General features: G+C 69.5%; 20 protein-coding genes. 11 read left to right on the plus strand and 9 right to left on the minus strand.

Annotated elements, in window-relative coordinates; translation table 11 throughout:
• Nucleotides 1–29 precede the first annotated feature (29 nt).
• Nucleotides 30–542, plus strand: a complete 513-nt coding sequence (locus ACTJLF_RS14800; protein ID WP_440883339.1) for a CinA family protein — start codon at nucleotides 30–32, stop codon at nucleotides 540–542.
• Nucleotides 543–562: 20 nt separating this feature from the next.
• On the opposite strand, the gene ACTJLF_RS14805 is transcribed toward ACTJLF_RS14800, so the two are convergent.
• Complete coding sequence (locus ACTJLF_RS14805; protein ID WP_354410836.1) at nucleotides 563–1,747, minus strand: Acg family FMN-binding oxidoreductase; 1,185 nt, start codon at nucleotides 1,745–1,747, stop codon at nucleotides 563–565.
• A gap of 88 nt (nucleotides 1,748–1,835) precedes the next feature.
• Here ACTJLF_RS14805 and ACTJLF_RS14810 point away from each other — a divergent pair, with 88 nt between their 5' ends.
• A complete protein-coding gene (locus ACTJLF_RS14810; RefSeq protein WP_019655648.1) occupies nucleotides 1,836–2,330 on the plus strand; it encodes a nuclear transport factor 2 family protein in 495 nt (164 codons plus the stop codon).
• Complete coding sequence (locus ACTJLF_RS14815) at nucleotides 2,327–2,647, plus strand: GNAT family N-acetyltransferase (RefSeq protein ID WP_019655647.1); 321 nt, start codon at nucleotides 2,327–2,329, stop codon at nucleotides 2,645–2,647. Before ACTJLF_RS14810 ends, ACTJLF_RS14815 begins: the two co-directional genes overlap by 4 nt.
• A gap of 214 nt (nucleotides 2,648–2,861) precedes the next feature.
• On the opposite strand, the gene ACTJLF_RS14820 is transcribed toward ACTJLF_RS14815, so the two are convergent.
• Nucleotides 2,862–4,115, minus strand: a complete 1,254-nt coding sequence (locus ACTJLF_RS14820) for an MFS transporter (protein ID WP_440870528.1) — start codon at nucleotides 4,113–4,115, stop codon at nucleotides 2,862–2,864.
• A gap of 102 nt (nucleotides 4,116–4,217) precedes the next feature.
• Nucleotides 4,218–5,009: a YecA/YgfB family protein gene (locus ACTJLF_RS14825; RefSeq protein WP_019655645.1), complete on the minus strand. Its 792-nt coding sequence runs from the start codon at nucleotides 5,007–5,009 to the stop codon at nucleotides 4,218–4,220.
• A gap of 58 nt (nucleotides 5,010–5,067) precedes the next feature.
• Between ACTJLF_RS14825 and ACTJLF_RS14830 the strand changes: the two genes are divergently transcribed.
• On the plus strand, nucleotides 5,068–6,855 hold the full coding sequence (locus ACTJLF_RS14830; RefSeq protein ID WP_184605736.1) for an FMN-binding glutamate synthase family protein: 1,788 nt from the start codon (nucleotides 5,068–5,070) through the stop codon (nucleotides 6,853–6,855).
• The gene (locus ACTJLF_RS14835; RefSeq protein ID WP_019655643.1) at nucleotides 6,852–7,772 is read left to right on the plus strand and encodes a hypothetical protein; all 921 of its coding nucleotides are present in this window, start codon (nucleotides 6,852–6,854) and stop codon (nucleotides 7,770–7,772) included. Before ACTJLF_RS14830 ends, ACTJLF_RS14835 begins: the two co-directional genes overlap by 4 nt.
• On the opposite strand, the gene ACTJLF_RS14840 is transcribed toward ACTJLF_RS14835, so the two are convergent.
• Genes ACTJLF_RS14840 through ACTJLF_RS14850 form a run of 3 tightly spaced genes read right to left on the minus strand, consistent with a single transcriptional unit; the run spans nucleotide 7,769 to nucleotide 9,065 of the window.
• Entirely contained in the window at nucleotides 7,769–8,011 is a 243-nt protein-coding gene (locus tag ACTJLF_RS14840) for a hypothetical protein (RefSeq protein WP_440883340.1), read from the minus strand. The genes ACTJLF_RS14835 and ACTJLF_RS14840 overlap by 4 nt on opposite strands.
• Entirely contained in the window at nucleotides 8,008–8,604 is a 597-nt protein-coding gene (locus tag ACTJLF_RS14845) for a type VI secretion system amidase effector protein Tae4 (RefSeq protein WP_440883341.1), read from the minus strand. The genes ACTJLF_RS14840 and ACTJLF_RS14845 overlap by 4 nt, the downstream gene beginning before the upstream one ends.
• A 32-nt stretch (nucleotides 8,605–8,636) precedes the next feature.
• Nucleotides 8,637–9,065, minus strand: coding sequence for a PIN domain-containing protein (locus ACTJLF_RS14850; RefSeq protein ID WP_440883342.1), 429 nt, complete (start codon nucleotides 9,063–9,065; stop codon nucleotides 8,637–8,639).
• A 118-nt stretch (nucleotides 9,066–9,183) separates the two neighbouring features.
• Here ACTJLF_RS14850 and ACTJLF_RS14855 point away from each other — a divergent pair, with 118 nt between their 5' ends.
• Complete coding sequence (locus ACTJLF_RS14855; RefSeq protein ID WP_132752029.1) at nucleotides 9,184–9,651, plus strand: surface-adhesin E family protein; 468 nt, start codon at nucleotides 9,184–9,186, stop codon at nucleotides 9,649–9,651.
• Here ACTJLF_RS14855 and ACTJLF_RS14860 read toward each other — a convergent pair.
• A complete protein-coding gene (locus tag ACTJLF_RS14860; RefSeq protein WP_132802501.1) occupies nucleotides 9,637–10,887 on the minus strand; it encodes a THUMP domain-containing class I SAM-dependent RNA methyltransferase in 1,251 nt (416 codons plus the stop codon). The two genes, ACTJLF_RS14855 and ACTJLF_RS14860, sit on opposite strands and share 15 nt — an antisense overlap.
• An 88-nt stretch (nucleotides 10,888–10,975) precedes the next feature.
• Between ACTJLF_RS14860 and ACTJLF_RS14865 the strand changes: the two genes are divergently transcribed.
• The 5 genes from ACTJLF_RS14865 (at nucleotide 10,976) to ACTJLF_RS14885 (ending at nucleotide 15,527) form a co-directional block, all read left to right on the plus strand.
• Complete coding sequence (locus tag ACTJLF_RS14865) at nucleotides 10,976–12,808, plus strand: ATP-binding response regulator (RefSeq protein WP_440883343.1); 1,833 nt, start codon at nucleotides 10,976–10,978, stop codon at nucleotides 12,806–12,808.
• 96 nt (nucleotides 12,809–12,904) lie between these two features.
• Nucleotides 12,905–13,489, plus strand: a complete 585-nt coding sequence (locus tag ACTJLF_RS14870) for a cytochrome b (RefSeq protein WP_440883344.1) — start codon at nucleotides 12,905–12,907, stop codon at nucleotides 13,487–13,489.
• Complete coding sequence (locus ACTJLF_RS14875) at nucleotides 13,486–14,103, plus strand: YceI family protein (RefSeq protein ID WP_126183969.1); 618 nt, start codon at nucleotides 13,486–13,488, stop codon at nucleotides 14,101–14,103. The genes ACTJLF_RS14870 and ACTJLF_RS14875 overlap by 4 nt, the downstream gene beginning before the upstream one ends.
• Before the next feature lie 79 nt (nucleotides 14,104–14,182).
• Nucleotides 14,183–14,830, plus strand: coding sequence for a YceI family protein (locus ACTJLF_RS14880; RefSeq protein WP_126183970.1), 648 nt, complete (start codon nucleotides 14,183–14,185; stop codon nucleotides 14,828–14,830).
• 49 nt (nucleotides 14,831–14,879) lie between these two features.
• A complete protein-coding gene (locus ACTJLF_RS14885; RefSeq protein ID WP_132752026.1) occupies nucleotides 14,880–15,527 on the plus strand; it encodes a LysE family translocator in 648 nt (215 codons plus the stop codon).
• A gap of 10 nt (nucleotides 15,528–15,537) precedes the next feature.
• On the opposite strand, the gene ACTJLF_RS14890 is transcribed toward ACTJLF_RS14885, so the two are convergent.
• On the minus strand, nucleotides 15,538–17,100 hold the full coding sequence (locus ACTJLF_RS14890) for a phospholipase D family protein (protein ID WP_440883345.1): 1,563 nt from the start codon (nucleotides 17,098–17,100) through the stop codon (nucleotides 15,538–15,540).
• Nucleotides 17,101–17,235: 135 nt separating this feature from the next.
• Nucleotides 17,236–18,837 (minus strand): RNA polymerase factor sigma-54, encoded by a 1,602-nt coding sequence (gene rpoN / locus ACTJLF_RS14895; RefSeq protein WP_440883346.1) that lies wholly within the window; start codon nucleotides 18,835–18,837, stop codon nucleotides 17,236–17,238.
• Between the last annotated feature and the right edge of the window lie 60 nt (nucleotides 18,838–18,897).

Below are 18,897 nucleotides of genomic sequence, written 5' to 3' on the forward strand. Positions count from 1 at the left end.
TCCCTGTCTTCTTCTCCTGTTCTTCCTCCATGCAACTGAACAAAGCCCTCGCGGACCATGACACGCCCGAACTGGTCGTGGTGCTGGCCGAGCTGCTGCAGAAAAAACGCTGGATGCTGGCCACCGCCGAGAGCTGCACCGGCGGGCTGATCGGCGCCGCCTGCACCGACCTGGCGGGCTCGAGCGTGTGGTTCGAGCGCGGCTTCATCACCTATTCCAACGAGGCCAAGACCGAGCTGCTGGGCGTGGACGCGGACGTGATCGCCGCGCACGGCGCAGTGAGCGAGCCGGTGGCGCGGGCCATGGCCACGGGTGCGATCGCGCATTCGCCGCCCTCGCGCGTGGCGCTGGCCGTGACCGGCGTGGCCGGCCCCACGGGGGGCACGCCCGAGAAGCCTGTGGGCACGGTGTGGTTCGGCTGGTCGGTGGACGGCGAGGTGCGCACCGAGCGCCGCCGCTTCGACGGCGACCGCGCCACGGTGCGCGCGGCCACGGTGCATCACGCGCTGCAGACGCTGGTCGAGCTGCTGCTCGCGCACTGAAGGCGCACCGAGCGCGCAGCTCAGGCCGCCATGAAGTCGCCCAGCGGCCGGCGCGGCGCGGGCGGCACCGGCGCCATCGGGTAGCCGACGCGGCACATCATCTGCAGCGTGGTGCTGTGCCTGTCTCGCGGCGGCGCAACGCCCAGCAGCATGTGGTGCGCGGCGGCGTGGTGCGGCGCCATCTCGGCGAACTCCTCCAGCGGCTGGCTCATCGGGTGCATGCCCAGGCCCAGGTCGGTGGCGCGCAGCTGCTGGCGCACGTAGGTGCGGCCTGCCGCGATCTGCTCGGTGCGGCTGTTGCCGCGCGTGCTGAGCCAGATGAAGCCCATGGCGGTGTTGGCCTGGTCCTCGTAGAGCTGCAGCGTCCGGCGGAAGGCCAGGCTGTCCTCCGGCGCGGGCCCGCTGCGGTCGAACCGGCCCAGTGCCACGGCCACGCGCAGCGCCGGGTCGTTGAGCGAGAGGCCGTCGCGGTGCGCGAGGATCTCCTGCGGGCCGACGCGCAGCAGCCGCAGGTTTTCCATCGCGGTGCCGGGCGTGGTGAGCTCCACGCGTGCCGCCTCCGCGCAGAGCTTGCGCAGCGCGAGCACGCGCGCCGTGTCCACCGTGCCGGCCGAATTCACGATGCCGCCCGCGGGCACCATCGAGGACAGGCCCTGCAGGACCTCGGCGGACACCGGCCGCATGAGGTCGAAGCGCTGCTTGGGCGTGCGCCGCCGCAGCACCTGCGCGAACAGCGGATCGGGCACGCCGCCGCCTGCCAGCCGCAGTCGCGCCACCGGGATGTGCGGCCATCGCACCGGCTCGCCGGTCAGCTCTCCTTGAGGCCACAGCTGCACGCTGGCCTGCACGCCGTGGTGGGCCAGCGCCATCACCAGCAGTTCGATGAAGGCGCCATGGCCGATGACCACCTGGCGGCCGAAGGGGTCGCTCTCGGGCTGCACGCGCTCGCGGTCGCAATACACCACGATGGCGTCGGGCTCGCGCAGGTCGACCAGCCAGGGCTGGCGGTTGTAGGCGGTGGGTGCGGTGACGGCGTAGGCGATGGCGCGCCTGCGCAGGTCGGGCTCGTCGCCGGGGCCGTTCCATATCTCCAGCGCTGCCGGCGGCACTTCCGAGTTCAGCCACCAGGTCGCCAGCGCGGCCGCACCCGCTGCCATGACGACGCCGCCTCCCAGCAGCCGCACGAAGTTTCTGCGCTCATCCATCGCGCGGATTATCGAAAGGGCGCCAACAGTTAACAATGGCTTAAGCTCCGCCGACCGCCCCGAGGAACCCAACAACCATGAGCCTTCCATGACCGCAGCCACCAACGCACAGACCATCGAGCGCTTCTACAGCGCCTTCGCCCGGCTGGACGCCCCCGCCATGGAAGCCTGCTACGCGCCCGACGCGGTGTTCGACGACGAGGCCTTCTCGCTGCGCGGGCGCCGCGAAGTGGGCGGCATGTGGCGCATGCTGGCCGGCGGCACCAAGGCCAAGGGCGCCGACGTGTGGAAGCTCACCTGGCGCGACGTGAAGGCCGACGACAGCACCGGCAGCGCCCACTGGGACGCGCACTACCGATTCACCGCCACCGGCCGCATCGTCGACAACAGCATCGACGCACGATTCACCTTCACGCCCGACGGACTGATCGCCACGCACCGCGACAGCTTCCCCTTCTGGACCTGGTCGCGCCAGGCGCTCGGTGCGCCGGGCCTGCTGCTCGGCTGGTCGCCGATGCTGCGCAAGAAGGTGCGCGCCACCGCCGCAGCCAACCTCGCAACCTTTCTCGCACGACAGCCATGAGCACCAACGACACCGCCCTCGCCCTCTCCAACAACGAAGCGCAGCACCGCTACGAGGCCACCCTCGACGGCAAGCTGGCCGGCTATGCCGAATACAACCTGCTGACCGACGCGATCATGTTCACCCACACGGAGGTGCTGCCCGAATTCGAGGGCAAGGGCGTGGGCTCGGGCATCGCGAAGCACGTGCTCGGAGAGGCGCGCGCCAAGGGGCTGCACGTGATTCCGGTGTGCCAGTTCATCGCAGGCTACATCCGCAAGCATCGCGAGTACGCCGACCTGGTGCGGCCCGATATCCAGCGCGCCTTCAAGATTTGAACGTGATTTGAACGTGGCTCGCCCCCAGGCTTCGCGCACTTCGTGTCGCTTCGCCAACCCCCTTGCAGGGGGCAACACCAGCGGCCCGGCAAAGCCGGTTCCGCGGTAGCACTGGCCTCGCCCCCAGGCTTCGCGCACTTCGTGTCGCTTCGCCAACCCCCTTCCGGGGGCAACACCAGCGGCCCGGCAAAGCCGGTTCCGCGGTGTTCCTTGATCAGGCTTGGGTGTTCTTCGGCGCGGGCAACCAGGCGAATGCGGCGATGCCCGCCAGCAGCAGCGCAGCGATCGTGCCCAGCACGGCTGTCAGCGGGTCGGCGCCGTGCGCCGCTGCAATCGATGCGGCCACGCCGGTGCCCCACTGCATGAGCGCCACGCCGAGGAACATCGCCATCGTGAACACGGCCATCGCGCGGCCGGTGAGCGTGGCCGGATAGGCGCCGCGCACGTCGGCGTACTGCCAGACGATGAAGCCCGAGAGCACGCCGATCAGCACCATGCCGGCGATGTCGAGCCATGCCGAGTGCAGCACGGCGATCAGCGCGAAGAGTCCCGCATAGCCGAGGCAGCAGACCGTGATCCAGCGGCGGCGCGAAGCGGCGTCTTCGCGGTCGAGTCGGCCGAAGAGCGGCGCGCCGACGAGCGAGATCACCGACACTGCCAGCGCCACGTTGCCGCTCTGCACCAGCGAGTAGCCGTGGCGCTCCATCATCAGCGGCCCCAGCCAGAGGCCGCGCAGCGAGATGAAGGCCGCATACGTGACGGCGCCCAGCACCATGATGCCGAGCGTGTGCGGCATCGCGAAGAGCGCGCCGAACTGGCGGATCGCCTCGGGGATCGACTCCCGCCTGCCGTCGGAAGCCACGGTGGGCTCGTGCACCCAGAACCAGATCGCCAGCCACGCCAGCGCCGCAGCGAGAGCCAGCACCAGGAAGCCCGCGCGCCATGAGTACGCCTGCACCAGCCACGCCAGCGGCGTGCCGGTGACCAGCATGCCCACGCCGCCGATGGCCAGCACCATGCCCGACACGGTGGCGAAGCGCGCCGCCGGAAAGTGCCGCGCGATGAACACCGTGCACACCAGGAAGGCCGGCGCGCAGCCCACGCCGATCAGCGCCTGCCCCGCCACCAGCACCAGGTAGCTGGACGACACCGCCGACAGCAGCGCGCCCGCGATCGCGACCGGAAAGGCCACCAGCACCGTGCGGCGCACGCCGTGCAGGTCGATGCCGATGCCCATGAAGAGCTGCATCGCGCCGAACGCGAAATGAAAAGCCCCCGAGAAGATCCCGAGGGCCTGTGCGGAAAGATGGAAATCGGCCTGCAGCGGACTTGCCATGATGGCGCCCACCGTGCGGAACGCCTGGCTCAGCGCGACCCCGGCGCACAGCGCCAGGACCATCGCCCAGGCCGCGCGCGGCGTCAGCGGCTCGGCGGCCGGAGGCGGCGGCAGCGGCGCATCGGAGTTCATTCAGGAATACCGCGGAACCGGCTTCGCCGGGCCGCAGGTATTGCCCCCTGGAAGGGGGTTGGCGAAGCGACACGAAGTGCGCGAAGCCCGGGGTGAGCCAATTCACTCACCGTGGCACTTCTTGTACTTCTTGCCGCTGCCGCAGGGGCAGGGGTCGTTGCGGCCCGGCTCGGGTTGCTTGCGGATCGTCTCGGCCTTGGGCCCGAGGCTCTTCCAGAGCTGGCGCAGGTCGTACACCGCCCAGATGGCAGCGCCGAAATCGTCGAGCCGCTGCTGGCTCACGCTGGGCGGGGCGTCGTCGCTGTACATCGACAGCACGGGCTTGCCGGTGTCGTCCTCGGTGAGGGCGACGATGTTGTCGAGCGCGTCGTTCAGCATGCGCGCGGCGTCCTTGTCGCGCGGCTCGGCCCAGTCTTCGGGCCAGTTCTCCACGGCGTACATGAAGCCCAGCGCCCAGACCTGGGCGAAGGAAGGAATGGCCTCGCCGGCCACTTCGGCGCGCTCCTCCTCCGGCAGCGAGGCGATGGCGCCGCGGGTGTCGAGCACCTCTGGCTGCCAGCTGCGCTCGTCGTCCAGCGATTCGACGGGGGCGTCGAGACCTTCCTCGATCTCGATCCAGCGGCGCTTCCAGTTCCAGACGAACTCCATGTGCTGGGCGGACGAGAAGTTCTCGCCCAGCAGCACGGGCCAGTATTCGGACGGCATGATGGGCCGGCGGGTGCAGATCAGGGCGGCCATGAAGCCTTCGCAGAACTCCCACTGGGGGATTTCCTCGTCGTGCTCACGCATGGCATCGAGCGCCTGGTCGAGGGCGTCGAAATCGTCGGGACCGAGGGGGGTGCGGGCTGCGGGGGTGCTGTCGGGGGGCGAAATGGGGTCGGGAATGGTCGTCATGGCAAGTTCGGGGCAGCCCTCTATGATGCAGCAGGCCGCGGCCGAGACTATTTCTTCTATGCCCACGATTATTCCGTTTCCGACGCGCTACAGCGCTTTCGCCCTGTGCGTGGTCGGTCTGGTGGCCTGCCTGGCCTTCGTGCTGGTCTCGCCGCATCTCTGGCTGGCCTGGATCGGCGTGGTCGTCTTTGCGGTACTCACAGGTACCGGCGTGCACGACCTGCGGCAGGCCCGGCACGCCATCCTGCGCAACTATCCGGTGATCGGGCACCTGCGCTTTCTGCTGGAGTTCATCCGGCCCGAGATGCGGCAGTACTTCATCGAGAGCGACTCCGAGGCCGCGCCCTTCTCGCGCGCCCAGCGCTCGCTGGTGTACCAGCGCGCCAAGGGCGACCCCGACAACCGCCCCTTCGGCACGCAGCTGGACGTGACCCTCGCGGGCTACGAGTGGATCAACCATTCGATGCGCCCGACGAAGCTGGCGGGCCACGACTTCCGCATCGTGATCGGCGGCACGCCGCAGCCGGGGGGTGCGAACCCTGTCCAATCGGCCGAAGCCGGGCCGTCCCAAGGCGGCCGAGCCTCCCCCTCGGGGGGTGGCGAAGCACACGCAGTGGCGAGCCGGGGGGCCAACCATCCTTGCACCCAGCCCTACAGCGCGAGCGTTTTCAACATCTCGGCCATGAGCTTCGGTGCGCTGTCGGCCAACGCGATCCTCGCGCTCAACAAGGGCGCGAAGATGGGCGGCTTCGCGCACGACACCGGCGAAGGCTCGATCTCGCAGCACCATCGCGTGCACGGCGGCGACCTGATCTGGGAGATCGGCTCGGGCTACTTCGGCTGCCGCAACGACGACGGCAGCTTCAGCGAGGAGCGCTTCACCGCCAATGCGCGCGACCCGCAGGTGAAGATGATCGAGATCAAGCTGAGCCAGGGCGCCAAGCCCGGCCACGGCGGCGTGCTGCCGGCCCCCAAGGTCACGCCCGAGATCGCGGCCGCGCGCGGCGTGCCGGTGGGTGTGGACTGCATCTCGCCGGCCTCGCACAGCGCCTTCTCCACGCCGACCGAGATGATGCATTTCGTCGCCAGGCTGCGCGAGCTCTCGGGCGGCAAGCCCACCGGCTTCAAGTTCTGCCTGGGCCATCCGTGGGAATGGTTCGGCATCGTCAAGGCGATGCAGGCCACCGGCATCACGCCCGACTTCATCGTGGTCGACGGCGCCGAGGGCGGTACCGGCGCGGCGCCGGTCGAATTCAGCGACCACGTGGGCGCGCCGCTGCAGGAAGGCCTGCTGCTGGTGCACAACACGCTGGTGGGCGTGAACCTGCGGCACCGCATCAAGATCGGCTGCGCCGCCAAGGTGATCACCGCCTTCGACGTGGCACGCATGATGGCGCTGGGCGCCGACTGGTGCAACGCCGCACGCGGCTTCATGATGGCCCTGGGCTGCATCCAGGCGCAGAGCTGCCACACCGGCCACTGCCCCACGGGCGTGACCACGCAGGACCCGCTGCGCCAGAAGGCGCTGGTGGTGCCGACCAAGGCCGAGCGGGTGCACAACTTCCACCGCAGCACGCTGCATGCGCTGCAGGAGCTGGTGCAGGCCGCAGGCCTCGACCATCCGCAGCAGATCACCGCGCATCACATCGTGCGCCGCATCTCCGACACCGAGGTGCGCCTGCTGAGCAACCTGGTGATGCAGGTGCAGCCGGGCGCGTTGCTCGGCCCGCTCGACGAGCAGCACAATGTCTTCCGTACCTACTGGCCGCTGGCCAGTGCAGAGAGTTTCCAGCCCGTCACCCAGGGCCCGAAAGGGCTGGTGGAGGGCTTTGCAATGGCCGCATGAATCCACTGAGTAGAGGCGCCGGCCGGCGCCTGCAATCGCGCAAGGGCGCAGCTTCGGCGCCCGCGCCCCTCGACGCAGTCTCCCCGAACCCGCCCGCGCCCGGCGACTACGCGGAGTTCCTGCGCATCACCCTGCCGCAGCAGAAGAAGAACGTGGCCAGCCACCGCTTCGGCAGCGAGCGCGTGTGGCTCAAGAAGGCCGGCCCGCGCCACGGCAAGTGGGGCTACCGCGTGATGGCGGCGGTCGCACGCATGGCGCGCCTGGACATCATCAAGCCCGTGCCCAACCCCGGCGGCGAGGCCGCCATCGCCACCGAGGCGCGCCGCCTCAAGCAGCTCGCGGCGGCAGGCCTGCGCGTTCCCGTGGTGCTCGCACAGCAGCCCGACGGCCTGCTGATCTCCGACCTCGGCGAAAGCGGCCGCGCGACGGTCGTGCTGCAGGAGCGGCTCGACCAGGCCGCGGCCGCCGGCCCCGCCGCGCTGCTGTCGGTATGGCGCGAGGGCCTCGCAGCCATCGCCGCCGTGCACGTGTGCGGACAGCACCTGAGCCAGGCCTTCGACCGCAACCTCGTGCAGTGCCCCGACGGCGTGATCGGCTACATCGATTTCGAGGACGACCCCGCCGAGGTCATGACCCTGGCCGAATGCCAGGCCCGCGACTGGCTCAGCTACCTGCACTCCACCGCCATGATGCTCGAGGCCGCGGCCCCGCAGGCCGCCGGCCAGCACTGGCACGCAGCCCTGGCCGGCGTGGGCGAAGAGGTGCGCGAGCGCATCGCCAACGCCGCGAGGCGCATGAAGTGGGCGCAGAAGCTGCCGGCCAGCCGTCGCTGGGGGCGCGACACGCAGCGCGTGCGGGCGGTGGCGCGGCTGCTGGGGCGGTGGCATCTGCAGTCTGCCAATGGGGTGCAGCACTAGCGGCGGCCGAGGCGCTTCTGCTGCCACTTGCGAAACAGCCAGTCGCCGAGCCAGCCTCCGACGATCAACGCGGCAAGCTGGACTGCAAGCGCAACCATGTACGCCCGGCCCAGATCGTCATCGTTCTGTGCGAAGTTGATCTCGTACCAGTGCCCCACAGGTCCAATCACCTTGTAGGTGAGGAAACCGAGCGCCGCGGCTCCCGCGACGGCAGAGAGAATGCGAAGGATGAATCTCATGGCATGTACCAGAACCAGATGGCGGAGGCTTTTCGGTAATCGGTCATGAAGCCTTCCCAAGACAGGTGAAGGTGTATGCGAAACCATGATGAAAAGGACGTCATCCGCGAACCATTCCAGAGGTCGATGTGGTCACCCTGCCGCCCCTCGCCCCAGTAGTTCTGGATGAACACGATCCCTGTGCGCCCGGCGATTTTCTCGAACCCATCCTTGCCCGAGTACTTCTCGGTGCGAGACATCAGACCGGCCTTGCCCGAGTCCAGCCAGTTCGCCAGCTCCTGGGCCCTGATCGGGTACTTCGGCCTGTCCTTCTGCCAGGAATAGACGCCCGGAAAGCTGCCGAGGCTCAGGCTTGAGCGGATGAACGCCGCGCCCACGTTGATGGCACATTGATCCTTGTAGACGACCTTGTCCAGCAAGGCGTCGTCTCCCTTGATCGTCGGATGGTTCGCCCAGAGGGTCGCGAAGGATGGCTGCATGAGTTCCAGTTGGTCGAGGCAAGCAGAAGCCTGCGATGCCATCACCGCAACCCCTCGTCCTTCTGAAAAATATAGAGCCGCTTCCAGAAATCCCAGCGATGGAAAGGTTGTCAATTGATTCCTGACGCCAAGAACCAACGTCGCCGCTAGCCGCCGTACGCCGCCTGCACCACCACCCCGCGCAGCGCGAGACGCTTCTTCATCGACAGCACCGCCCGGTCCTTGCTCAGCAGCAGGGCCTTGTGCGCCACGGCGAGATCGATGAAGACCTGGTCGTCGGGGTCGCTGCATACGCAGGGCGCGCGCGGCGGCCTGCCTTCGAGCATGCGCACGCGCGCGTCGAAATCGGCGAGCACCGCGGGCAGCTGCAGTTCGCGCTGGGCGATGCGCCGGGCGATCAGCGGGTAGCCCAGCACGCGCTCCAGTTCGATGCGCATGGCAGCAGTGGCGAGCCAGCACAGCTCGCCGGCAGCCAGCCGGGCGGCCAGCGGGGCCCAGGCGGGGTCTTCGAAGACCAGCAGGTCGAGCGCGATGTTGGTGTCGATGACGACGGGGCCGGGTTCTGTCAACGTCATGGAATGTTCAGGAAACGCCGCCGATGTTGCACCATACGAGGTCGGCGTCAGGTCCATGTCGGCCCGGTACGCGAAAATACCCTCCTGGACACACCCTTCTTCGACCACGCCTTCCTTCATGAAACGAATACCGCTGCTTTGCCTTGTCCTGCTCGCCTCGGCGGGTGTCCGGGCCGAGTGGCTGACCCTCACGGGCACGCCCGGGGACGCCGCCAGCAGCTATGTACAGGTCGACCCGAGTAGCATCGAGGTGGACGGCTCGTACCGCACCGTGGCGCTGCGCATGAATCTGAGCGAAGGCCGCCTCAACCGTGACGGCGTCAGGTTCCGCTCTTTCCAGGGCGTCGCCATGGTCGATTGCGACGCCCGCAGCGCCCGCTATGTGAGCGCAAGCTACTTCTCGCTGCCCAATTTCGTGGGTGAACCGGTCCAGGTGAAGCATTTCGAGGAAGGCGACGTTCGCCCGGTAACGCTGCCCGGCGCGCCTGCCGAACTGGCCGCGCGCACGGTCAATGCGGCGTGCGCCGTGCGGCCGAAGCAGGCGCCCAGGTCCGAGGGCGCGGGCGGCGAATCACTTCCGCGCTGAGCCCGCGACCATGTCGAACCGGAACAGGCGGCATTCGATGGGCCCGTTCCACATCGGCACGCGGCGCGATTCCTTCAGCCGCATCAGCTTCGGCAGCTTCAGGTCGGGCGTGAGCACCCAGGCGGTCCAGCCGGCGTAGTTCTTCTTCCAGTGGGTGGCGAGCTGCGGGAAGAAGTCGCCGCCGTCGCCCTCGGTGGACTGCGCCGCCTCGCGCGCACCAGGGCGGCCTCCTCCCCCTGCGCCAGCCACGCCGCCCACGGCGATGCGCTCGCCGTACGGCGGATTGAGCATGATCACGCCGCCGCCCTCCACGGGCGGCATGCGCTGCAACGCATCGCCGCCGCGGAACTCGACGGCCTGCGCCACGCCGGCGCGCTCGGCGTTGCGCTGGGCGAAGTCGACCATGCGGTGCGACACGTCGGAGCCGAACACCGGGGTGCCGCCGCCGGCCACGGCCCGCTCGGAGTCCGTGGCCTCCTGCCTGATCGCCGACCAGACATGCGCCTGGAACGGCAGCAGCTTCTCGAAGCCGAAGCGCCGCAGCGATCCGGCCGCGATGCCGCGCGCGATCTGCGCCGCCTCGATGGCGATGGTGCCGCTGCCGCAGCAGGGGTCGTACAGCGGCTGGCCCGAGACTTCACCGGTTTCGGGGTTCCACCAGCCGCTGGCGGCCAGCATGGCGGCGGCCAGGGTTTCCTTCAGCGGGGCGTCGCCCTTGTCCTGGCGCCAGCCGCGCTTGAAGAGCGGCTCGCCGCTGGTGTCGATGTAGAGCGTGCAGGTGTCGGTGGTCAGGTGGGCGAACACGCGGCAGTCGGGCCACTGGGTCTCGATGCTCGGGCGCACGCCGTTGGCCTTGGCTCGGAAACGGTCGGCGATGGCGTCCTTGATGCGCAGGGTGGCGAAGTTCAGGCTCTGCAGCGGGCTGTGCTGGGCGGTGGTTTCGATCTTGAAGGTCTGCTTGGGCGTGAACCAGATCTCCCAGGCCACGCCGCTGGCGAGCGCATAGAGGTCGTTCTCGCTGCGATAGGGCCCGTGGGCCAGCTCGACCAGCACGCGCTGCGCGAGGCGGCTGTGCAGGTTGAGCTTGAGGCCGTCGCGCCAGCCGGCGCGCACGCGCACGCCGCCGCGCAGGGAGAGCAGGTCTTGCCCGGCGCGGCCGGTCAGGGCGTGCACCTCCTGGGCGAGGAATTCCTCGACGCCGGCGGCGCAAGGCAGGAAGAAGGAGAGATCGTTCACGGAAAACTGGCACCGGGGAGCCCGAAGCCCGACTAGGGGACTCCATTGTCGCCGCGTCACGGGCCTTCTCTATATAGTCGATTCGCCGATGACTCCCACCCCCGCCCCTTCGCCCGCACCGGCCGCCTCCGGCAGCGGCGACCGCTTCGCGATCCAGTGCGAGGTGCTGCGGCTGTCGATCCGCCCCATCGGCCCGGTGCTGCTGGCGCAGTACCTGCTGAACTGCGGCGTGGCGGCGCTCTTCGCCTGGCAGGTGTCGCTGGCGCGCGCGCTGGTGTGGATCGCGCTGATCACCGGGGTGACGGTGATGCGCGGCTTCTTCCCGCAGCGGCTGCCGGAGCCCTTCACGCCCGCCACCCTGCGCGAGGCCCAGCGCACGCACACGCTGCGCACCGCCGTCTGGGAGCTGGCGCACGGCCTGGCCGGCGTGCTGCTGTTCGACCCCACCCGCGCCGACCTGCAGCTGCTGCTGGGCCTGATCGTCATGGGCATGACGCTGTCGTCGGCCTTCTCGGTGTCGTTCTACACGCCGGCCACGCAGCTGGCCATCACGCTCCTGCTGGCGCCGATCATCGTCGTCGGCCTCTGGCTGGGGGCGCCGGTGATGGCTGCGGTGGCCGTCATCGGCATCGGCCTGACCGCGATGATGTGGAAGCTGGTGGCCGAGCGCTCGCGCCAGCTCGAGGAGAACATCGGCCTGCGGCTCAACGAGCACCGCCTGCGCGAACAGGCCCTGGCCGGCCTGCGCGCCTCCGAGCAGGCGCAGGCCGAGCGGCTGCGCTTCTTCTCGGCCGCCAACCACGACCTGCGCCAGCCGGTGATGGCCATCGGCCTGCAGGCCGAGGTGCTGCGCCAGCAGCTGGACAGCGGCGCCGGCATCGAGGCGGTGCAGCGCACGGTGGGCTCCCTGGCCCGCGCCCAGCAGGCGCTGGAGGGGCTGACCAACCAGCTGCTGGAAATCGGCAGGATCGAGGCCGCGGTCGATCCGCTGCGCCCATCCAGCGTCGCGCTGGCGCCGCTGCTGCACGAACTGGCGCGGCAGGCGGGCGAGGGCCGGGTGCTGGTGCGCTGCCCGCCGGATGCCCTCGCCTGGAGCGACGCCGTCTCGCTGCGCCGCGTGCTCGCCAACCTGGTCGACAACGCGGTCAAGTTCACGCCACGAGGGCGCGTGCTGCTGGCGGTTCGGGAACGCAGCCGCGACACCGGCCGCGCCTGGCGCGTGGAGGTGCGCGACAGCGGCATCGGCATCGCGGCCGAGGCCCAGCAGCGCGTGTTCGACGACTTCGAGCAGATCGGCAACGTCGAACGCAACCTGCAGCGCGGCCACGGCCTGGGGCTGGCGATCGTTCGGCGGCTGGCCGCGCACCTGGGCATCGAGGTGACGCTGCGCTCGGCGCCCGGGCGGGGCTCGGTGTTCGGCTTCGAGCTGCCGGCCGCGCCCGAGGGAGCGGTGGCGGCCCCGTCGCCCAGCGTGCCAGACAACGACAGGGCCGATGCCGATGCGGCCAGCCCGCTGCGCCCCGGCCTCGCCGTGCTGGTGGTGGAAGACAACGCGGTGGTGGCCGACAGCCTCACCGCGCTGCTGCGGCAGTGGGAGGTCGAGCCGCGCGTCTACGCCAGCGCGGCCGAGGCGCTGGCGCTGGCCGACCTGCAAGCGCTCGACGCTGCCCTGTGCGACATCCGCCTGCCGGGCACGCTCGACGGCATCGCGCTGGCCGAGAGGCTGCAGCGGCAGAAGCCCTCGCTCACGATCGCGCTGATCTCGGCCGACATCAACGAGGCGACGCAGCGGCTGGCGGCCGAACGCGGCTGGCATGCGCTGCGTAAGCCGGTGCAGCCGCAGGAGCTGCAGCGCATGCTGCTGCGCGCACAGCAGCAACAGCAACAGCAGCTACCGCAACAGCAACGGGCGCACGGCTGAGGCCGCCGCAGCGGTGCGATCTGGCACAACGCGTGCTCCGTGCTTCGGGATATGCTCCGCGCACAGGCCGCCGCCCTGCCCCCGATGTCCACCGACATGCCCTCCCCCTCTCCTGCCGCCGGTACGCCCCGCCTGCGCTACGACCCGTTCGCGATCGCGCTGCACTGGCTGCTGGCTGTATTGATCGTCGGCTCCTTCGGCGTGGGGCTCTACATGACGGGGCTGCCGTTCTCGCCGCTGCGGCTGAAGGTCTATAACTGGCACAAGTGGGCGGGCGTGACCATCCTCGCGCTGTCGGCGCTGCGGCTGCTGTGGCGGCTCGGACACCGGCCGCCCGCGCTGCCGGCGGACATGCCGGGTCTGCAGAAGGCCGGCTCTCGGATCAGCCACACGCTGATGTACCTGCTGTTCTTCGCCGTGCCGCTGTCCGGATGGGCCTACAGCTCGGCCATGGGCATGCCGGTCTCGTGGTTCGGGGTGCTGGCGCTGCCCGACTTCATGGCCGCCGATCACGATCTTGCCGAGGCGGTGCTGCAGCCGCTGCATCGCAACTGCGCCTTCGCGCTCGCGGGCATCACGCTGCTGCACGTGGCGGCGGCGCTCAAGCACCACTGGATCGACCGCGACGGTCTGCTCAAACGGATGTGGCCGGGGCCACGACAGGAATCTGCCGGATCATGAACTCACTTCCTTCCCGCCTTCTTTGCCGCGGCCTTTCGCGGCTTCTTCCCCCGCTGCTGGCGCTTGTGGCGGCATTGCCGGCCGGCGCCGGCCCGGCCGCGCCCCCCGCCGCGAAGCTGGTCGCCGACAAGAGCCAGATCGTGTTCGTCACCAGGCAGATGGGCGTGCCCGTGGAAGGCAGCTTCAGGAAGTTCGACGCGCAGGTGGCCTTCGACCCGAAGAAGCCCGATGGCGGCAGCGTCGCGCTGCAGATCGACACCGCCAGCGCCGGTTTCGGCGTGCCGATGAGCGACGCCGAGTTGCCCAAGCAGCCCTGGTTCGACGCCGCGCACTTTCCGCAGGCGAGCTTTCAGTCGAGCGCCATCAAGGCGCTGGGCGAAGGCAGGTTCGAGATGGCGGGCAAGCTCACCATCAAGGGCGTTGCCAGGCAGGTGACGGTGCCGGTCAGCATCGCGCCGGCGCCGGGGAGCAACTACTCGGTGGCCACCGGAAGCCTTACGATCCAGCGGCTCGACTACAAGGTGGGCGAAGGCGAATGGACCGACACCTCGGTGGTCGGCAACGAGGTGCAGGTGCGCTTCAGGTTCACCCTCTCGGGGCTCGGGCCGCTGTGAAGCCGCAGCCCCTTCCTTCCTCGCGCGGACATTCCGGATTTCTTCTTTCCTCTCTTTCATGACTCAGGCAGACAACGCCATGAAAAAGCTCCTCCTCGCCACGGCCCTGTCGGCCGCCGCATTCACCGGCATCGCCAACGCACAACAACAAGTGCAGCTGCCATCGGAATTCGCGCCAGCCGCCGCCGCCAAGCCCGCGGGCGGTCCGGCCAGGAACGCCAACTACGTGATCGACCCGACCCACACCTTCGTCATGTACGAGATGGGCCACTACGGCACCACCACCAACCGCGGCCGCTTCAGCACCAAGGACGGCTCGGTGCAGATCGACGGCACCGGCACCAGCGGCAAGGTCGACATCACGATGGACATCAGCTCCATCAACACCGGCGTCGACCTGCTCAACCGACACGTGCAGAGCAAGGACTTCTTCAACGTGGCCGAGTTTCCGACCGGCCGCTTCGTGGCCGACCGCATCGACTTCTCCGGCGACAAGGTGGTCGACGTGCCCGGCAGGCTCACGCTGATGGGCCAGACCCGCCCGGTGACGCTGAAGGCCGTGCGCTTCAACTGCTACCTGAGCCCACTGATCAACCGCCAGGTGTGCGGCGGCGACTTCGAGACCACCGTGGAGCGCAGCGACTGGGGCATCACCTGGGGCCTGAACTTCGGCTTCGAGAACAAGGTGAAGCTGCTGGTGCAGGTCGAGGCGGTCAACGTGCAGTGACGGCCTCGCGCCGTACGAAGAAGCAGAACGAAAAGAAGGAGACACGGCCATGATCGACACCACCCTCGCCCTGCTCGGCATCGCCGGCGCCATGACCGTGGGCGCGATGAGCCCGGGCCCCAGCTTCGTGATGGTGGCACGCACCGCGGTGACCTCGCGCGCCGACGGCCTCGCCGCCGCGCTCGGCATGGGCGCGGGCGGGCTGGTGTTCGCGATCGCGGCGCTGGCGGGGCTGCAGGCGGCGTTCCTCGCGGTGCCGGCGCTCTACCTGGCGATCAAGGGGCTCGGCGGGGCGTACCTCGTGTACCTGGGCGTGCGCATCTGGCGCGGCGCGCGGCAGCCGCTGGCCGTGGCGCAGGAGGCCGGCGATCCGGCGCAGCGCCTGCAGGGACGCGGCAGGCGCACCTTCCTGCTGGGCCTGGCCACGCAGGTGAGCAACCCGAAGACGGCCGTGGTCTACGCGAGCATCTTCGCGGCCTTCCTGCCGCGCGAGGTGCCGCTGGTGCTGGCGCTCGCCGTGCCGGCGGTCATCTTCTGCATCGAGACGGGCTGGTACTCGATCGTGGCGCTGGCGCTCTCGTCGGCGGCGCCGCGTTCGGCCTACCTGCGCTACAAGGTCTGGATCGACCGGGCGGCAGGCGGCGTGATGGGACTGCTGGGCCTGCGGCTCGTGTGGTCGGCCGTGCGCGGCACCTGAGGCTGCGCGGCTACAGGAGGCTCTCCGGCGTCAGCGGGGCCAGTATCTCGAGCATGGTCCGGTCCCAGAAGCGGGAATCGGGCTCCTCGGTCAGCACCGTGAGCCTGCCGGCATCGTCGCTGACCCATTCGATGCGCGACTCGTTGCTGCCCTCGGCGAAGCGCAGCCTATAGGCGCCCTGCTGCTTGAGCACGTCGATGAGCTTCAGCGCCTGCTGGGCCATCTCGGGGCTGCGGATGAAAAGGCCGATCTCGGTGTTGTGCGTTTCCGAGCGCGGGTCGAAGTTCATCGAGCCGACGAACAGAATGCGCCGGTCGATCACCGCCGACTTGGCATGCAGCCTGCCCACCGAGGTGCCGAAGAGGCCCAGCCTCACGCTGCTGCGGGTGCGGTTGGTGCTCAGTTCGTAGAGGTCGGCGCCCAGCTTGAGCATGTCGGGCCGGTAGCGGCGGTAGGCGGTGTGCACCAGCGGCTCGTCGGTGGCGGCGAGCGAGTTGGTGACCACGCTGATCTTCACGTTGCGCCCTCGGATCTCGCGCATCACCTCCAGCCCCGAGGCGCCGGGGATCAGGTAGGGCGAGACGATCGTCACTTCCGAACGCGCGCGCCGCATCTGCTCGACCACGTTGTAGCGCACGCTGTCGACGTCCAGCAGCGGCACGCCGCCATACGAGGCGGTCTTGCCGATCACGCGCTCGGGCGAATCGGCATAGGCTTCGGCGGTGGTCCAGATCAGGCCGAGCTTGCCGGCGTCCAGGTCCTCGGCCATCGGGCTGTAGCCCAGCAGGTCGTTGGGCGCGGGCTTGGGCGGCGGGGGCGTGGTCTCGGGGCCGGTGGCGAGCTCGAAGCGCTGCTGCAGCTCCTCGCGCGAGAGGCTGCTGCCCACGACCGACTGGATCGGCCGCACGTAGACGCTGTTCCAGTACTGGTCGAACAGGCTGCCAAGGCGCGGGACCAGCGCGCCGGTGACGAAGGTGTCGAGGTCGATGAAGTTCTCGCCCGAGGTGCGCCTGAAGTACTGGTTGCCGATGTTGCGCCCGCCCGCCACCGCCATCGCGCCATCGGCGATGAACAGCTTGTTGTGCATGCGGCGGTTGACGCGGCTGAAGTCGAAGAGCGAGGCGGTGAAGCGCTTCAGCAGGCTGCCGCGGCCTGCCGGGAAGGGGTTGAACAGGCGCAGCTCCACGTTGGGCGTGGCGGCCAGGCCCAGCAGCAGCTCGTCCTCGCCGGAGGTATAGAGGTCGTCCATCAAGAGCCGCACGCGCACCCCGCGCTGGGCGGCGTCGCGCAGGGTGCGCAGCAGGTAGCGGCCGGTCTCGTCGTTCTCGATCTGGTAGTACTGCACGTCCAGCGTGCGCTGCGCGCGGCGCGCGAGCTGGATGCGGGTGTCGAAGGCGAAGTCGCCGCCGGGCATCAGGCGGAAGCCGCTCAGGTCGGGGTCGGGCTGGGAGGCCAGCGCGATCCTGCCGAGCGCCGTGTCGGCCGAGACGGCGATGGTCTTGGTGGGCGGGCGCGGGGCCTCGTCGGGCAGCGTGGCGCAGCCCGTGACAAGCAGCACGAGCAGGGCGAACACCGCAGCCACCGTCCAACGCCACGCAAGCCCATTCCAGGAACACCGCGGAACCGGCTCCGCCGGTCCGCAGGTGTTGCCCCCTGCAAGGGGGTTGGCGAAGCGACACGAAGTGCGCATAGCCTGGGGGTGTGCCAGTTACAAGGCTTTGCGCAGGTTGGCGGGCGCGATGCGCAGCGCCTCGCGGTACTTGGCGACGGTGCGGCGCGCGCACTCGATGCCCTGCTCCTTCAGCATCTCGGAGATCTGGCTGTCCGACAGCGGCTTCTTCACGCTCTCGGAGCCGACGAACTGCTTGATGAGCGCGCGCACCGCGGTGCTCGACGCGTTGCCTCCGGTCTCGGTGCCCAGCGCCGAGCCGAAGAAGTACTTGAGCTCGACCGTGCCGAAGGGCGTGGCCATGTACTTGGCGGTGGTCACGCGCGAGATGGTCGATTCGTGCAGGCCCAGCTCGTCGGCGATCTCGCGCAGCACCAGCGGGCGCATGGCGAGCTCGCCGTGCACGAAGTAGCTCTTCTGCCGCTCGACGATGGCGTTGCTCACGCGCAGGATGGTGTCGAAGCGCTGCTGGATGTTCTTGATGAACCAGCGCGCCTCCTGCAACCGCTGCGACAGCGCCTGGCTGCCCTCGCCCTTGTGCGACTTCAGCGCGCCGGCATAGATGTCGTGCACGCGCAGGCGCGGCATCACGTCGGGGTTGAGCATCACGCGGAACTTCACGTTGGTGCCGCGGCCGGTCTTGGTGACGATCACGTCGGGCACGATGACGTTGCGCTCCACGTCGACGAAGCGCCGGCCCGGCTTGGGCTCCAGCCGCGCGATGACCTGCAGCGCCGAGCGCACCAGCTCCTCGCTGCTGCGGGTGAGCGTGGCCAGACGCTTGAAGTCGCGGCGCGCGAGCAGCTCCATGGGCTGCTTGCAGATGGCCAGCGCCGTCTTGCGGACCAGTTCCTCTTCCTCGGTCTCGTCGTCGCTCGCCATGGCGCGCAGCTGGATGCTCAGGCATTCGCCGAGGTCGCGCGCGCCGACGCCGGCGGGCTCCAGGCTCTGCAGCAGGCCCAGCGCCACCTGGAAGTGGTGCACGAGGTCGTCGAATTCGTCGTTGTCGTCACCCGCCAGGCCCGAGGCCAGCGCGGGCAGCGAGTCTTCGAGGTAGCCATCCTCGTTGAGCGACTCGATGAGGAAGCGCAGCGCGGCGCTGTCGCTCTCGTTGAGCCGCAGGCTCAGTGCCTGGCGGTGCAGAAAGGACTGCAGCGACTCCTGGCTGCGCGCGAGCTCGGTGGCATCGGCGCGCTCGTCGTCGCCGGCGTTGTTCTGGCGCGCGGGCGCGTCGCTGCCCCATTCGCTGTCGTCGGGCGCCATGTCGACGGTGCCGTCGCCTTCCCAGTCGGGCTCGCGCTCGGCGATCTCGGCGGCGGGGCCGTCGGCGTCGGCGACTGCCGTGCCTTCCGTGGAAGAAGTCGCGCTGCTGCTGCTCGCGGCCGAGGGGGCGAAGTCGCCCTCGCCGTCGTTGCCATCGCCGCCGTCATCGCGAGGGACCGGCGCGTCGGCGGTGTCGAGCCCGAATTCCTCGCGCACGGCCTCCTCGGCGGTGCGCTCCAGGAACGGGTTCTCGTCGAGCATCTGCTCCACTTCCTGGCTCAGCTCGAGCGTGGAGAGTTGGAGCAGCCTGATCGACTGCTGCAGCTGCGGCGTGAGCGCCAGGTGCTGCGAAACGCGAAGGGACAACCCCTGCTTCATGAGAAGACGGCTCCCCCCGAGGCAGCACGCCGCGCGCCACGCCAGCTCCCTGCCGGGAGC

It is taken from the genome of Variovorax sp. 22077 (genome assembly GCF_052044195.1).
In the GTDB taxonomy this organism is placed as follows: Bacteria; Pseudomonadota; Gammaproteobacteria; order Burkholderiales; family Burkholderiaceae_C; genus Variovorax; species Variovorax atrisoli.

Bases quoted from the DNA above. Each gene is read 5' to 3' on its own strand.
- ACTJLF_RS14800 (WP_440883339.1), top strand. From the start codon at position 30: ATGCAACTGAACAAAGCCCTCGCGGACCATGACACGCCCGAACTGGTC.
- ACTJLF_RS14805 (WP_354410836.1), bottom strand. From the start codon at position 1,747: ATGGATGAGCGCAGAAACTTCGTGCGGCTGCTGGGAGGCGGCGTCGTC.
- ACTJLF_RS14810 (WP_019655648.1), top strand. From the start codon at position 1,836: ATGACCGCAGCCACCAACGCACAGACCATCGAGCGCTTCTACAGCGCC.
- ACTJLF_RS14815 (WP_019655647.1), top strand. From the start codon at position 2,327: ATGAGCACCAACGACACCGCCCTCGCCCTCTCCAACAACGAAGCGCAG.
- ACTJLF_RS14820 (WP_440870528.1), bottom strand. From the start codon at position 4,115: ATGAACTCCGATGCGCCGCTGCCGCCGCCTCCGGCCGCCGAGCCGCTG.
- ACTJLF_RS14825 (WP_019655645.1), bottom strand. From the start codon at position 5,009: ATGACGACCATTCCCGACCCCATTTCGCCCCCCGACAGCACCCCCGCA.
- ACTJLF_RS14830 (WP_184605736.1), top strand. From the start codon at position 5,068: ATGCCCACGATTATTCCGTTTCCGACGCGCTACAGCGCTTTCGCCCTG.
- ACTJLF_RS14835 (WP_019655643.1), top strand. From the start codon at position 6,852: ATGAATCCACTGAGTAGAGGCGCCGGCCGGCGCCTGCAATCGCGCAAG.
- ACTJLF_RS14840 (WP_440883340.1), bottom strand. From the start codon at position 8,011: ATGAGATTCATCCTTCGCATTCTCTCTGCCGTCGCGGGAGCCGCGGCG.
- ACTJLF_RS14850 (WP_440883342.1), bottom strand. From the start codon at position 9,065: ATGACGTTGACAGAACCCGGCCCCGTCGTCATCGACACCAACATCGCG.
- ACTJLF_RS14855 (WP_132752029.1), top strand. From the start codon at position 9,184: ATGAAACGAATACCGCTGCTTTGCCTTGTCCTGCTCGCCTCGGCGGGT.
- ACTJLF_RS14865 (WP_440883343.1), top strand. From the start codon at position 10,976: ATGACTCCCACCCCCGCCCCTTCGCCCGCACCGGCCGCCTCCGGCAGC.
- ACTJLF_RS14870 (WP_440883344.1), top strand. From the start codon at position 12,905: ATGCCCTCCCCCTCTCCTGCCGCCGGTACGCCCCGCCTGCGCTACGAC.
- ACTJLF_RS14875 (WP_126183969.1), top strand. From the start codon at position 13,486: ATGAACTCACTTCCTTCCCGCCTTCTTTGCCGCGGCCTTTCGCGGCTT.
- ACTJLF_RS14880 (WP_126183970.1), top strand. From the start codon at position 14,183: ATGAAAAAGCTCCTCCTCGCCACGGCCCTGTCGGCCGCCGCATTCACC.
- ACTJLF_RS14885 (WP_132752026.1), top strand. From the start codon at position 14,880: ATGATCGACACCACCCTCGCCCTGCTCGGCATCGCCGGCGCCATGACC.
- rpoN (WP_440883346.1), bottom strand. From the start codon at position 18,837: ATGAAGCAGGGGTTGTCCCTTCGCGTTTCGCAGCACCTGGCGCTCACG.